Here is a 13,850-nt window from a genome sequence, read left to right on the forward strand (position 1 = left end):
TAAAACTAGAATTTTTAACTTAGTAATTATGAAAAAGAGCTAATTTACCGAAGAATAGATCATCAACATCCTCAAACTGCAGGAGGAAGGCCTCAAAGTAGAAGAGATATGCAGGAAGCATGGAATTAGTGCTAGCACATTTTACGTCTGGTGGAGCAAATACTCAGGCATGGAAGTACAGGAACTCCGTCGCCTCAGAAGTCTGGAGGAGGAAAACAGCCGGTTAAAAAAAAGTGGCTAACCAAAGCCTGGAAATCGACATGATAAAAGATATATTATCAAAAAAGCCCTGACGCCCATGCAAAAGCAAGAACACGTGGTCTACCTTAAAGATACCTACAAGGTGTCCCCTGCATAGGCGTGCAGCGTCTTATCGGTATCCAGAACCACAAAATATTACCAGAAGAAAATGCCAGCAAAAGATGCCCAGATCAAAACGATGATTGAGCAGGTCATAGGTTGTAGCAGAAAAGGCAGAAACAAGGTGATCTGCCTGGTAAAGAAAAAGTATCCTCATATCAGTGGGAGTAAGATCAGGCGCGTGTATGAGTTGGAGGGCTTTAGCTTATACCTCGTGGATACTTACGATACGATCTTCCACCTAATGGCTGCGGATGACGAATATCCTGATATGAGATACAGGATAATATTGTCGTGAGGCAATTTATTTCCGTAATTAGAATGGTCTATGGTCTAAGAAAGAGAAGTATCATTTTAACCCTATTTTTAACCTGATCAAAAAACATACCATAACTATTAGTTTTAATAATAAATAATATTCTATAAAATAGCGAAAATTTTAGATAATAGTATTTTAAGGTGTAAAGTCTTTTTTGGTAAAATGCTTCCCAAACAATATTTCTATTAAGGTTTATATTGGTACAATTATTGAATACTTTAGTAAATTTTTCGAGTAATGCTAAACTCGAACATATTTGATTGATTTCTTTATTATTAAATTTTTTAGGGGTAAAATAGTAACTTAAAATTTCAGCGTGATACTTCTCAACATCAACCAAATGACTATCTAAATAGAACAACATATTTCTCTTAACCTGTTTAATAGCCATGTCCCTATATTCACTTTTTTTAATAACCTGCCAAAGGCTATTTTCATTAACCCTGTACTTCACTAAAATTTGGGGAATAATATAGAACTTATACACTCTGGATAAATTCCAAATCAATTCAAAATCTTCGGAAAAATCAACAGTATATTTACCAATAGACTTAACAATTTCCTTGTTAAAAATCATAGTAGGATGAAAAATCCAGCACGAAAAATTTAAATTATAATAGTAATACTCAGGATTAAGTCTATGATTCTCTAACTTTTCCCCATTCATATCAATCTTTTGAACCCAGCACGAATAAAGAGCGCCATCAGGATTCTTTTCAATAAAGTCGATTTGCTTTTCCAATCGATGGGGAAGAGATATATCATCCGCATCCATCCTGGCTATCCAATCCCCCTCGGCAAGGTCTATACCTCGATTGAGGGTTTTAGAAATTCCCAAATTAGAAGAATTTTGATAAAATTTAATTCTTGAATCAAAAAATGACCGAATAATCTCAACACTTCTATCTGTAGAGCCATCATCAATTATAATAAATTCAAAATCTTTATAAGTCTGGGCCAATACACTCTCTATAGCTTCTTCTAGGAATTTTTCGCCATTGAAAACTGGCATTAAAAAAGACACAAAAGGCTTCATAATGTAAATAAATTATATTTTACTTTTTATCTAATAGGCTATTCACTCCTATTACATACTCTCCTTGATAAAAAATCTCCATTCCATTTCCAATTAAAATGGAAATAATATTTTCCCTAATAGGATATTCGTCATGAATCTCTATAATTAAAAATCTGGTACGCTTAATAAAAGAAGAAGCAATTTCTGCATCTTCAAATAAAAAGCGCTCTCCTCCTTCTATGTCTAATTTAAAAACATCAATTATGTCAAAATTACTCATCTTCATAATATCCATAACAGTCATTCCATCAATATCACCAAAATCCTGGTCTTCTACTAATTGGATTGACCAACTTTTATTATCTCTGAATCCCCATTTAATTTTAAGTTTAGAATTATCTTTCCATAACCCGGCGCGCAGAGGGTAAACTAAATTTAATTCATTTAGTTTAATATTTTCGACGAGTTGTTTAAAATTCTCTTTATCGGGTTCAATACTTATTATTTTGGCTAGAGGAAAATTTTTAGACAAAAAAATACTTGTTATGCCTATATTTGCTCCGGCATCAAAAATATTATAAATCTTTTGATTATCACTGTATTTTAAAATTATACATAAAATTTTTTTGAAATCATCATTCATATAAATTTGATAAAAAACATTGATATCGCTGCTTGGCTCTTTTCGAAGGATCAATCTGATCATACCAATGTTTCTTAAATCATACTTTGCTAAAAAATAATGTTTACGGTCTCTCAAAAGAGATCCGTTACTTTTAACAAGATGTTCATAATGCCAGAAAATCAAATAATATTTAGGGAAAAATTTAAACGAATATCCCAACCTTTTCTCAACCCCAATTAAGGATATGTTCCACAAAAGTTTGAGTTTCCAATTCCAAGGAATTCGCTTTGAATATATTATGGATTTAATTTTCTCCAATTTTTGACCAATAAAATATCACTTAATTTTATTCCAAATTGGTAGTCCACACTAACTTTGGTCTAATCACTCCCAACCAATCACCCAAGTATTCTTTTCTCATTTCGCCAGAGTCAATTACATTGAAAACTACAGCTTCTTTTGCAAAGGCGACAATATTTGAACTATTCTGAAGTAATATGGCATTTGCAAAATAAATTCCTTCGTTTAAAAAATTTGCAGGTATTTTCACTTTGGATCTATATTTACCCTTTTTCAACGGAATTCCAGAAAATTGATCCACATTGGAGATTGCGGATTTCCAATTCGCTGTGGACAGAACACCTACCCCGGATTGGGTATATAGCTGTATGTTACTAGTAAGTAAATTCCCGTTGACATAATTTTCGAAAATGATTTCTAAATAGAAAACATCACTAATGGAAACTATAGAACAAGCAACCCCATTTTTATTTACTATTCGGATAGTTAAAATTCGGGCATTTTTATTACCAGGGGCCTGATTCACATCCTCGAAATTTGTTTGTGCTACTAAACCTTTATCAGATTCGTTCAAATAAAAATTCACTACTTTCTCCATAGAATCATTTAGCAAAAGTTCTCCTTTATTTAGAAGTAAGCCCCTTTTACACAGTGAATTAACTGCAGCCATATTGTGACTCACAAAAAGTATAGTTCGCCCATCATGAGCAATCTGACCCATTTTTCCAATACACTTTTTTTGAAATTCTGCATCACCGACTGCTAAAACCTCGTCAACAATTAAGATTTCGGGTTCGAGGTGAGCTGCGACTGCAAAGGCCAGTCTTACATACATCCCGCTGCTATATCTTTTAATAGGCGTATCAATGTGCTTTTCCACGCCAGAAAAGGCAATAATTTCATCAAGCTTATTTTTGATTTCAGACTTGGTCATCCCTAGTATTGCGCCATTAAGAAATATATTTTCCTTACCGGTGAGTTCGGGATGAAATCCGGTTCCAACTTCCAATAAACTTGCAATTCTTCCTCTAATTTTTATTTCACCTGCTGTAGGTGTAGTTATCCTTGATAGAATTTTTAAAAGTGATGATTTTCCGGCTCCATTTTTACCAATTATTCCTAAAATTTCGCCTTGCTTTATTTCAAAATTGATGTCTTTTAACGCCCAATACTCCTCTTCCCTATTGTTATGTTCAGATTCATCTATTCCAAAATAGTAATTCTTCTTTCCTCTAAGATTTGCCCACCACCTATTTAAATCCTCTTTAATTGTTCCTGTTCCAAATGAACCTAATTGATACCTTTTACTTACCCCCTCTACCCTAATTACGATTTGAGACATGTCAAAATATTTAAATTACATCCATGAAATCCCTTTCCACTTTATTAAATAATAGGATCCCGGCTAAGAGAGATATTATGGTAAAAATGACGGAATATCCAATTTGCCACCCGCTAAAATCGCCAACACCTAATATTGAAAATCTGAAAAATTCAATTATCGGTGTAAGCGGGTTAGCTAAAATTAAGGCTTTATAATTACCGGAAAAAAAAGACAATGGGTAAATAACAGGCGTAACATACATTAATAATTGGACACCGAAAGAAACCAGGAAAACCAAATCACGGTATTTGGTAGTCAAAGAGGAAATGATTATACCAAATCCCAATCCCAATGCTGCAACCATAGCCAGTAAAATGGGAAGAAAAAACAAATAATAGTTCAATTGAATTTGACTATCCAAAAATAAGAAGAAATAACCCAATAATACCAAAAGAAGACCTAATTGAATACCGAAGCTAATTAAAGCCGAAATAACAATGGATAAAGGTACAATCAATCGGGGAAAATAAACTTTTCCAAAAATCCCGGCATTATTGGTAAAAGTATTAGAGGTCTTTAACAAACAACTGGAAAAATAATTCCATATCACCAGTCCTGAGAGATAGAAAAGGGCAGGAGGCGCCCCATCAGTCGGAATACCCGCTACTTGATCAAAAACGACCATAAACAATATTGTAGTCAATATGGGCTGAATGATAAACCAGAGGGGACCCAGGATTGTCTGTTTGTAAACTGCAACAAAATCTCTTTTTACAAACATAAACAGTAAATCCCTATATCTCCAAAGATCATTTAAGTGAAGATCAAACGATGACGTTTTGGGTTTAATAATCAAGGTCCACGTTTTTGTATCCATCGTATTTATTTACTAAATTATATAAATAACAAGCAGTGATTATTAATACTGTGAAGTAAAGCCTTCTACGTATTTATTTTGAGCGCTACTTTAATATAAAATTTAAGGATGTGGTAAAATAGTTTGGGAGATTTGTCCAAACTCAAAGCTAGTTTTACAAGCGTTTCTGCTTTCCTCCTATTGCTTGTTTCACCCCAAATTACATTTGCTTTGGTTAGGCAAAAAAGGGCACAATTTCTTTTTGCAGAAGCCATAATATTTTTGTTAACCGAAGGTAGATGTTGTTCTATAAGTTTAATTACATAGGCTAAATCTTTGGTAGTCTGTCCATCTTCCTTTTTGGGCCAGGAAATAGACCCCTTGTGTTTTCTATATTCCGCTAGAACTTCAGGAGAATGAGCTACTGGATAATGTTTGGCAATCCGCACCCACATTTCCCAGTCTTCCCCATAGTTGACCCCATAAAAGCTCCCTACCTGTTCATATACCTCACGTTTCACCACCATGGCGGCATATTGAATGTTTTGCTCCGATGCAATTTTGAGAAGACTGCTCATTAGGATTCCTTCTTCTTGTTGTATCACTTTGGAATCATACAACTTCTTACCTTCTTCGTCTATTGCTGAATAGCGGCAAAATGCAGCTCCTGCAGCAGGATTTGATGTAAAAAGGCGCGATATTTTGTCATAAAACCCTTTTTTTACCCTGTCATCCCCATGAAGTAAATGTATCAAGTGGCCTTTGGACCGGTTGATACAGGTTTCAAAATTGCGAAGGCTTCCCCTATTTTCCTGCTGACGAAAATATCCTACCCGACCTTTTCCGATTTCTTTTACAATTTGCTCAACATTCGCATCTGTACTGGCATCATCAATTACCTCAATTTGCATTATATCCTCACCTAATTCTTGAGATAATACACTTATTAAAGTGTCTGAAAGGAATTCGGCACAATTGTATACAGGAATCATCACCGACCATATAGTCCTGTATTCACCATTGGAAAGGCCAGAAATTAAGGGAGGTGATGAAGGTATCCGGTTCATACAATTAAGATTATAACCCCTTTATTCGGGTCAATTATTACATCCAATTTTTAAGGTTTTTGAATACATCGTTTCAGTTGTTCCTCCTTTAAGCAAAGTATTTAAATGGGTTTACTGCCAGACTCTTATTGCTTTTTACTTTTATCAGATGGTACAAAAGAAAGCCTGGCATATATATGCGGGTTTACTGAATAATTGGAAATATAAGTAACCAGTGCACGTATGAACAAAAGGACACCAATCATTTCGAAAAGTTCTTCTAACGTAAAAAGTAGCGCATAATAGATATCCGCTTCACTCCAGAAAATTATATACCAATCTCCAAGAAGTTCAACACCGACCGCACCTCCAATAAATACTGTTCCTGCTATGACAAAAGATTTTCTAGTTTTTTTTGGAATTTTTAGGAAAAACGGGATGAAATAAACACCAACTATTAATAGGATTGGGAAATAGGTAAGGATCCAGAATCTACTTTGGCTGATTATTTCTCCATTGGCGATGGAGGTGATGTTATGGAACACAAGCTTCGTTAAACGACTAAATTGGTTATGGAAACTGCTCATTTCATCGAAGCTTAATACCAAAAACAGTAAACTTAACAATTTCCAATAGTGGCTGTGTGCTATGTTCTTATTTTTGTTCTCCACTGAAATATACCAAAGCAGGACAGCACAGTATAGTAAAGCCAATGTGGAATAAAAAGTTGGAAGGTTATACTCCTGATCAAAGTCGAACAAAGGAACAAATCCCAGGGCAGTGATATATCCCAGCTCCCATTTAAGGTATATGCTTATTAAATTCGCAATAAATAAGGCACCGATTAATTTTAAAAGAAGGCATGTAATACCTTGGGGGGAAATAATTATATTAATGTTCATTAACTTATGAAATTGCACATAAAAAAATGAAGGAATAAAAATTTTAGATTGAATAAATCTATTGCCATTGTTCTTTTCTCTTTCAAACCCAAAAATTTTTCGAAACTTTGTGCATTAAAATCCTTAAATATATTTTACCAATCCGTAACAGCAAATGAGGGCTTTTATCAAATGTTAAAGCCTGTTGGATTAAAACCTGAGCATTGGAAAATCCATGCTTTTCTTTACATATCCTAATGGCATAGCCAACAAATAAATGAGCACAATGTTTATTAGTGCGGTTGGTTACTTTCTCCCTGCCCTTTTCCGGGATATGTTTATTAATATTCTTTATTACTTGCAGTAAATCCGGAAAAATTTGCCCTGAATTCACTTTTTTCCAGGTCAATGATCCTGTATGACCTCTATATTCCGCCAAAACTTCTGGGGTATAGGCCACAGGATAATTTTTTGCAATCCGTACCCACATTTCCCAATCCTCTCCGTAGGATGCTCCATAAAAACTGCCCAATTGTTCATACACCTTACGGCGGACCACCATTGCGGAAAATTGGATTCTTTGCTTTTCTGCAATCCGGATCAACCAATTATTCAGAATTCCTTCTTTTTTTTCTTCCGGAGGGCGCCTTCCGCAGACTTCCCCTTTTTCATTGATAAAAACGTAATTGCAAAAAGCTGCTCCGGCTTGGGGATATTGTTCAAAAAGGTTTTCCATTTTTTGGTAAAACCCTTTTAATATACGGTCATCTCCATGAAGAAGGTGTACCAGCTTACCTTTTGAACGGTTGATGCACGTTTCAAAATTCCTAAGACTTCCTACATTTTCTACTTGGCGATAATACTTTATTCTTCCTTTACCTATATCTTTTACCAAAGTCTCTACATCCACATCGGTACTTGCGTCATCAATCACTTCAATTTGCATTTTTTCCTCCCCCATATCCTGAGATAGTACACTTTGGATTACTTGCGGAATATAAATTCCACAATTATAAACCGGAATCATTACAGACCAAAGTGGTCTTTTTTCATTAATTGGACGAGGTGAAATAAAGGGTGGTGAATATGGTATTCGTTTCATTTAATCTTTGTCTGCCAGAAAAGCAAATAAAACTAAAATAATACCATTGTACAAAGACCTTTTGGATTGTGAATCAAATAAATTATTTCAAAGTGAAGAAACGATTATTTTATCCCTTGTACCCCTTTTTTATTTCCCGAATTTTTATTTGAATTAGAAATTCATGATAACTCATATTTACGCAGTAGATATATCCCTGAGTCCCCTCCAGAAAGCCTAAATTCAGAAAATAGGCATAAAAAAAACGTAAAAGTGGCCAACCATGTAATTTGCTAAGCCAGGATTTTAAAGCTAAATTTCTTAAACTTTTATTTTTTGTAAATATGCTTTTGAAGGGCGGGCAGTTTCGGTACCGGGATAATGCTTCCAAAGTGGAATATTTATTATGGCGATCTATCCATTGAGACCATCCCTTAGAAAAGCTGAAATGAAGGTAAGGTTCTTTGATATAGCCGATTTTTCCCTCTACACTTCCTTCTTTTTGGCCATGACCAAAATCAGTATATCTTACTTTTCCCATTCGCACCAGCCTAAGTTGCCATTTTGGGAAATTGTCGCAGTATTTTAACCACTTCCCCTCTAAAATCATTTTCCAGCAAAGATAAAACCCAGCCATTTCTGGTTTTGCCGATTGGATAGCACCATATACAGCATCCTGAAATGCTTTTGTGGAAGCCTCGTCAGCATCCAGAAAAAGAACCCATTCATGCCGAAGTGGAAGTCGGTCTAAAGCGTAATTTCTCTGTTTTCCAAAAGATTCAAAAGGATGGTGCCAGGTCTTCACCTCATATTTCTGTGCCATTTCCAGGGTCTTATCGGTGCTTCCAGAGTCCAGCACATGGATATCATCACACCATGACAGTGATTCTAAGCAGGTGGAAAGATCATTTTCTTCATTTTTCGTCAGGACAATAACTGAAACCATAACCCAAATATTAGTTTAAAGGAAAGTATTAATGCTATAAAATTGATTTCAAATACAAGTACTGATTTAGGTAAATAATGATTAAATAGAGGATGGGCTTAAAATTGAATTAAATTCTCTGTTTTTCAGGGGTATGCATGGATGACCTGTACACACCATCCACGAAGGCATGTCTTTCGTTACAACCGATCTTGCTCCTATTACGCATCCCTCTCCAATAGTTACCCCAGGATGAATAAAAGCTTCCGCAGCAATCCAGGCATGATCTCCGATTTTTATTGGTTTTGTAACTAGGGGAAAGGATGATTTGGTATAATCATGTGTGCCTGCACAAAGATGAGCACCCTGAGAAATAACAGCACTATCCCCAATCCTAATCTTTCCTTGAGAATACAAAATAACTTCATTTGCAATACCACATTGGTTTCCCAATTCAAGATTCCAAGGAGCCCATATTTTTACTTTAGGGTAGACGTGGACCCCTGCTCCCACTTTAGCACGAAAAAGTCGTAAAATCATGGCTCTCCAAGCATGGAATGGCTTTGGCGATAGCCTAAAAAAAATCTGGTAGGCAATTCCCCACACTCCCCTCCCGATGCGATTTTTAAGCGAAAAGGAAGCGCCTGTTATGGTATTCGTATTGTGCATTAATATAATGGTTTAAAATGAGGTGTTTTATTGAATAATGGCATTTTTAAACCGAAGGGCGTTGGGGGCTATTGCAAACTTATTATGGAAGCAAGATTTTGCTTGATTCCCCATTTCCTGTTTTTCTTCTGGTGTAAATCCGATCCAGCATTTTAACAAATTTAATGTTCCAACCAAAGTATCTGGTCCGACGATTCCTCCATTCATTTCTTGGATCTCCCGATAAATATTTACCTGATTGGAAATCAATACGGGTTTCCCACAAGCCAGGGCTTCTACTACGGCAATGCCAAAGTTTTCCTGATGGGAGGGCAATATAAAAGCCTTAGCCCCATAAAAGGCTCCCCATTTTGCGGCTCCTGTCAACATGCCAGGGAAAAAGACAGCATCGCTAAGCATGGGATTTTGGTCTACCAATTGTTTCAATTGTTTCCCATAGGTTGTATCGATTCCCGGACCTGCTATAACCAATAAAGGAAGTTCTTTATTATATCTCTGTTCCTTTAATTGTAGATAGGCTTCGATCAATAAATCAACCCCTTTTTTCTGATGAATTCTGCTGAGAAAGAGCAGGTAGTTTTTACGCTTTATTTTAGGACATAATTCCAGGAATTTGGCTGACATTTCTTCGGTGTAGGGGGGAGGTTCTGGAATTCCATATCCTATATTTAATTCTTTTTTTGGATGATATGGTCGAAAGGTTTCACGGGCTAAAATCATTTCTTGTTCACATGTAAATAAGATTCCATCTGCACTATGAATCAATTTTCTTTCAATCAACTTCCAGTAAAACCAGTTTCGCAATGCCTTTAACATTCTACTTTCGGAATGTTGGAAATACGGGTCCAACATGCCATGTGGCATAACAAAAATTTTAGGTCTTTTTCCTTTGATTTGCTCATTGGCCTTATACACAGCGAAGCCAGGATAAAGCCAAAGACCATTTACAATTACCGCATCAAAACGGCTGAGATTACTTTTTAACCACGATTTAAATTTAAAAGAATACGCCCATAGGATTCCGGAAGGTCCAAGGGGATGGATCGGAAAGGTATCTAAACCTAAATAATCGGAATTTGGGTCATCCATACAAACGACCTCATTGTGAATCCCTATATCCTCTAATGCTGGAATTAAATTCCTAATACCTTGACTAATACCACCAAAATATGGATTCATACTTGCTACTACCTGGAGTATAATCATTTTCTTTCGTTAATTAGTAATAGAAGGAGTTAATAAACGAAGCCTTCAGTTCTGTGAAAATATTTTGCGTTTTCCAGAATATTTTTGATAGGCTTTGCTGGCACACCTCCGTAGAGTGTATAGGGCTGTTGAAAGGATCTATTGAGTAGAGACTTAGCGCCTAAGACAGAATAAGATGGTAAGGTTGCATCTCCCAAGATCACCACATTAGTGCCTACAAAAGCATAATCTCCAATCGATATAGGATGGCTGTCCTGGCGATTTTCTATTAAATCTATAGAATGGGTGAGCAATTGAGAATTGTATCCAGCGATTGTAGTAAAGCGGCCAATAGTTATGGGGCTGGTGCAATCCAAATGATGGTTTTTGGTTATTGCGGAAGATTCACCCAATAACAAAGATGACTTTCGGATTGCTTGATGTTTGAAATGAGAGGATTTCTCATAGGTAGTAAATCCGGTAATCCAATTTCCTCGTCCAATAACTGAATATTTTTCCATTTTGATTTCATCTAAATGGATGGCTGTATTAAAATGGTCAATTTCAGATCCTTCTTGCATAATTAACATTTTAGGAAAAATCCAAGAAAATTTGATTCTGGCAGAAGGATGAATTTGATAAGAAAAAAATTTAATTAAGAACAACCTTTTCAACTTCCAGGGTAGAAAAATAGAGAATAATTTAAGTAAGGTCATCATTGTGTTTTAAGATCGCCCATTTTATTTCCAATAAGAAATAGGTAATTTTGAATCATTTCTGCTTTATTAAATCGCCTTGTATTTATCATACCTTGCTGGACCAAAGAATCATTAAAATTTTGATCAGCTAGTTTACGAAAAGCATGGGCAAACTCTTTTGGCTGGGTCGGATCAGCATGAAGGGCTGCACCTCCGCTTATTTCGGGCATCGGATGGTATTTACTGGCTATAACCGGAGCACCGCAGGCCTGGGCCTCAATAAGGGGCCAGCCAAATCCCTCAGAGAAGGAAGGGAATATAAAAGCTTTACATGTGCTGTAAAGCGCCATAAGCGTAAAATGATCTGGATTTGGAACAGCTATTAACCTGTCACTTAAACCCAAAGCAACAGAATGATTCAACAAGTCTTGGTCAGGTAATTGGCCAGCGTAGCAGATTTGACCTTCCCAATTTTTCCCCAACTCATGTGCTAGATCCAGTAACATTTTCCGATTTTTTCTTGATTGATCAGACCCTACATGCAAAATGAAAGAATAGGGTGGTTTTATTCCATATTTCTGTATCAAGGGAAAGGCATCTTTTTTATCCATAGGTTTAAAATCAGCATTAAATGCATTATAAATAACTTTCCAATTTTTTTTGCTCAAATCAGGGTTTTTTTGTATTGCAATTAACTGGGTTAATGTTAATTGTGAAACTGCTGCCAATTTCTTTGCCTTACTAAGGTGATTCAGAATCCATTTCTGATAAATTTTTCCTGTACTTGACGTTTTACAATAGGCATCAGCGTATCCCATAGCCCCACGAATGGCCAAAACATCATGGCAGGTTATGGACGTTCTATCCGAAGGTAGAAATTGGAGGTATGGGGCATTCGAGTGATCACAGATATGAAAAGATATTTTTTTGTTTCGAACCGTTTTCTTTTTACAAAACAACAAAATTAAAGGAAATACTATCCATTTGTCCATATACCCCATCCATTTTCCGGTTCCAGTATTGGTAGATGAAAACATGGAGCCAAAAAGAACAATTGGTCTCCAAATACTGGCATGATACCCACTGTCCAAAAATCCAGACTGGAGCATCGAGGCAAAACGTTCCATACTCTGCTGATTATCAGGGGGGTAATTTCCTATTAAAATAATTTCCATTAATTTTTATTTATTTGATGGGGACTTGATTTATTAAATGTAGAGATAATTAGTCCTCCTATAAACGTGCTGAATCCAAGAGCGGTAGGTTGCGCCCATTGTCCTTGTGAGATGACAATTACACCAAAACTCGACAACATCCATGGAAGAATATTTCCTCTTTTTAAACAATAAAAACTTGCTAATGCAATCTTAAATGACAGTTTTGCCCGAACAAAAATGACTGTAAGGCCTAAAACTGCACCTAATTCACCAATAGTTCTTGCCCATTCTTCCTCAGCAATCAAAAATGAACGATCCCCTATTAAAAGTGCACTTGCAACATTTGATCCCAAACCTAATCCATGGCCAAAAAATGGATTTTTGGTGGAATTTAATATAGCACTCAATAAACCTCCTAAGAATCGATCTCCCAAAGTGCCCTCTAGGCCCCCCTCAGTTCTACTAGCATCTTCAAATCTTGAAAAAAACACCATTGTGGCCGTATTAAATATTTCAGTTTGGCTCAGAACCAGTACAAGTGTCAAAATTATGATCCCAATTAATAAAAGGCGGCCTAAATAACGAGGATTCCTAGATAATGCTACTATCATAAAAATCAATGATACTAATACCTGAAAAAATAAGCCCCTACTAATAGACAGTGGAATAGATGTAATGAGTGCTACAGTGGCCCCAATCAAAAGCAAAATATTTATTTCACTTGTTTTAACCCAAAAATATAATATAAAACAACTAGAAAGACTAAAAAAAAGAGCGGTTCCATTGGTGAATGAAAAAGTTCCTGGAGGTCGAAAATAGCCAAGGGCACCACCAAACCCTGCTCCTTCCATATCACCACCCACCCCCCGATTAACCCAGTGACTTTGTGGAGAATAAAATTGAAAAGCGATTAGGACTGCCATTAATATAGATAATAGCAAGATAAATTTACCATATTTTATGATATCTTCTTGAGTTAGAACGCTTCCGATAACAAACATTAATGGAAAATGGATTAAAAATATTCTGGACCCATATAGAGCAATCATCAAATTTCCATGGCCAAAAAAAATAGCCGTATAAACAGAAATAAAGCCAACAAAAACCATGGTTAGGAGATAGGGTGTAAACGGAAGCAATCCGCGTTGTACCCCCTTTAAAACCAACCATAGAGCCAATGGGTCCCGGACAATAAGTAGGGGAGTAGCCAGTCCAGGAAGAAACCATTTTCGTAAAGCACCTTCAAATATCAATAATAAAAAATACAAAAATATTACTAGTTTAAGTTGAGCGCTTGAATCATATCCTTTAATGGAGATCGAGCGTGACAACTTTTCATCCGAGTAAAAATGGTCGTCTCCGAATCCAGTTAAAAAAAAATTCATTTTAGCTTTATAGATAAGATG

Annotated in this window: 15 protein-coding genes; 2 read left to right on the forward strand and 13 right to left on the reverse strand. The window is 35.9% G+C overall.

Features of this window, described 5'->3' with window-relative positions:
* The first annotated feature begins 67 nt into the window (after positions 1-67).
* Together GKS34_RS14280 and GKS34_RS14285 are read left to right on the forward strand one after the other, a co-directional pair.
* A complete protein-coding gene (locus tag GKS34_RS14280) occupies positions 68-241 on the forward strand; it encodes a transposase (RefSeq protein ID WP_435380156.1) in 174 nt (57 codons plus the stop codon).
* Between the two features lie 168 nt (positions 242-409).
* The gene (locus tag GKS34_RS14285) at positions 410-658 is read left to right on the forward strand and encodes a hypothetical protein (protein WP_163385536.1); all 249 of its coding nucleotides are present in this window, start codon (positions 410-412) and stop codon (positions 656-658) included.
* Positions 659-686: 28 nt separating this feature from the next.
* Here the strand turns inward: GKS34_RS14285 and GKS34_RS14290 are convergent, their stop codons facing one another.
* The 13 genes from GKS34_RS14290 to GKS34_RS14350 form a co-directional block, all read right to left on the reverse strand.
* Complete coding sequence (locus GKS34_RS14290; protein ID WP_163385538.1) at positions 687-1,715, reverse strand: glycosyltransferase family 2 protein; 1,029 nt, start codon at positions 1,713-1,715, stop codon at positions 687-689.
* Positions 1,716-1,734: 19 nt separating this feature from the next.
* Positions 1,735-2,640 carry an FkbM family methyltransferase gene (locus tag GKS34_RS14295; RefSeq protein ID WP_163385539.1) on the reverse strand — a complete coding sequence of 302 codons (906 nt, stop codon included), beginning with the start codon at positions 2,638-2,640 and terminating at the stop codon, positions 1,735-1,737.
* Positions 2,641-2,668: 28 nt separating this feature from the next.
* Entirely contained in the window at positions 2,669-3,964 is a 1,296-nt protein-coding gene (locus tag GKS34_RS14300) for an ABC transporter ATP-binding protein (RefSeq protein ID WP_163385541.1), read from the reverse strand.
* Positions 3,965-3,974: 10 nt separating this feature from the next.
* The gene (locus GKS34_RS14305) at positions 3,975-4,823 is read right to left on the reverse strand and encodes an ABC transporter permease (protein WP_205602076.1); all 849 of its coding nucleotides are present in this window, start codon (positions 4,821-4,823) and stop codon (positions 3,975-3,977) included.
* 65 nt (positions 4,824-4,888) lie between these two features.
* Positions 4,889-5,869 carry a glycosyltransferase family 2 protein gene (locus GKS34_RS14310; protein ID WP_163385543.1) on the reverse strand — a complete coding sequence of 327 codons (981 nt, stop codon included), beginning with the start codon at positions 5,867-5,869 and terminating at the stop codon, positions 4,889-4,891.
* A 125-nt stretch (positions 5,870-5,994) separates the two neighbouring features.
* On the reverse strand, positions 5,995-6,750 hold the full coding sequence (locus tag GKS34_RS14315; protein ID WP_163385545.1) for a DUF8692 domain-containing protein: 756 nt from the start codon (positions 6,748-6,750) through the stop codon (positions 5,995-5,997).
* An 82-nt stretch (positions 6,751-6,832) separates the two neighbouring features.
* The gene (locus GKS34_RS14320) at positions 6,833-7,831 is read right to left on the reverse strand and encodes a glycosyltransferase family 2 protein (RefSeq protein WP_163385547.1); all 999 of its coding nucleotides are present in this window, start codon (positions 7,829-7,831) and stop codon (positions 6,833-6,835) included.
* 109 nt (positions 7,832-7,940) lie between these two features.
* Positions 7,941-8,756, reverse strand: coding sequence for a glycosyltransferase family 2 protein (locus GKS34_RS14325; protein ID WP_163385549.1), 816 nt, complete (start codon positions 8,754-8,756; stop codon positions 7,941-7,943).
* Between the two features lie 81 nt (positions 8,757-8,837).
* Positions 8,838-9,404, reverse strand: coding sequence for a WcaF family extracellular polysaccharide biosynthesis acetyltransferase (locus GKS34_RS14330; protein ID WP_163385551.1), 567 nt, complete (start codon positions 9,402-9,404; stop codon positions 8,838-8,840).
* A gap of 27 nt (positions 9,405-9,431) precedes the next feature.
* Positions 9,432-10,610 carry a glycosyltransferase gene (locus GKS34_RS14335; protein ID WP_163385552.1) on the reverse strand — a complete coding sequence of 393 codons (1,179 nt, stop codon included), beginning with the start codon at positions 10,608-10,610 and terminating at the stop codon, positions 9,432-9,434.
* Between the two features lie 29 nt (positions 10,611-10,639).
* Positions 10,640-11,308: an acyltransferase gene (locus tag GKS34_RS14340; RefSeq protein WP_163385554.1), complete on the reverse strand. Its 669-nt coding sequence runs from the start codon at positions 11,306-11,308 to the stop codon at positions 10,640-10,642.
* The gene (locus tag GKS34_RS14345) at positions 11,305-12,462 is read right to left on the reverse strand and encodes a glycosyltransferase family 4 protein (protein ID WP_163385556.1); all 1,158 of its coding nucleotides are present in this window, start codon (positions 12,460-12,462) and stop codon (positions 11,305-11,307) included. Before GKS34_RS14345 ends, GKS34_RS14340 begins: the two co-directional genes overlap by 4 nt.
* Positions 12,462-13,829, reverse strand: a complete 1,368-nt coding sequence (locus GKS34_RS14350; protein ID WP_240459306.1) for a hypothetical protein — start codon at positions 13,827-13,829, stop codon at positions 12,462-12,464. Before GKS34_RS14350 ends, GKS34_RS14345 begins: the two co-directional genes overlap by 1 nt.
* Positions 13,830-13,850 lie beyond the last annotated feature (21 nt).

The organism is Cyclobacterium jeungdonense, assembly GCF_010994275.1.
Lineage (GTDB): Bacteria > Bacteroidota > Bacteroidia > Cytophagales > Cyclobacteriaceae > Cyclobacterium > Cyclobacterium jeungdonense.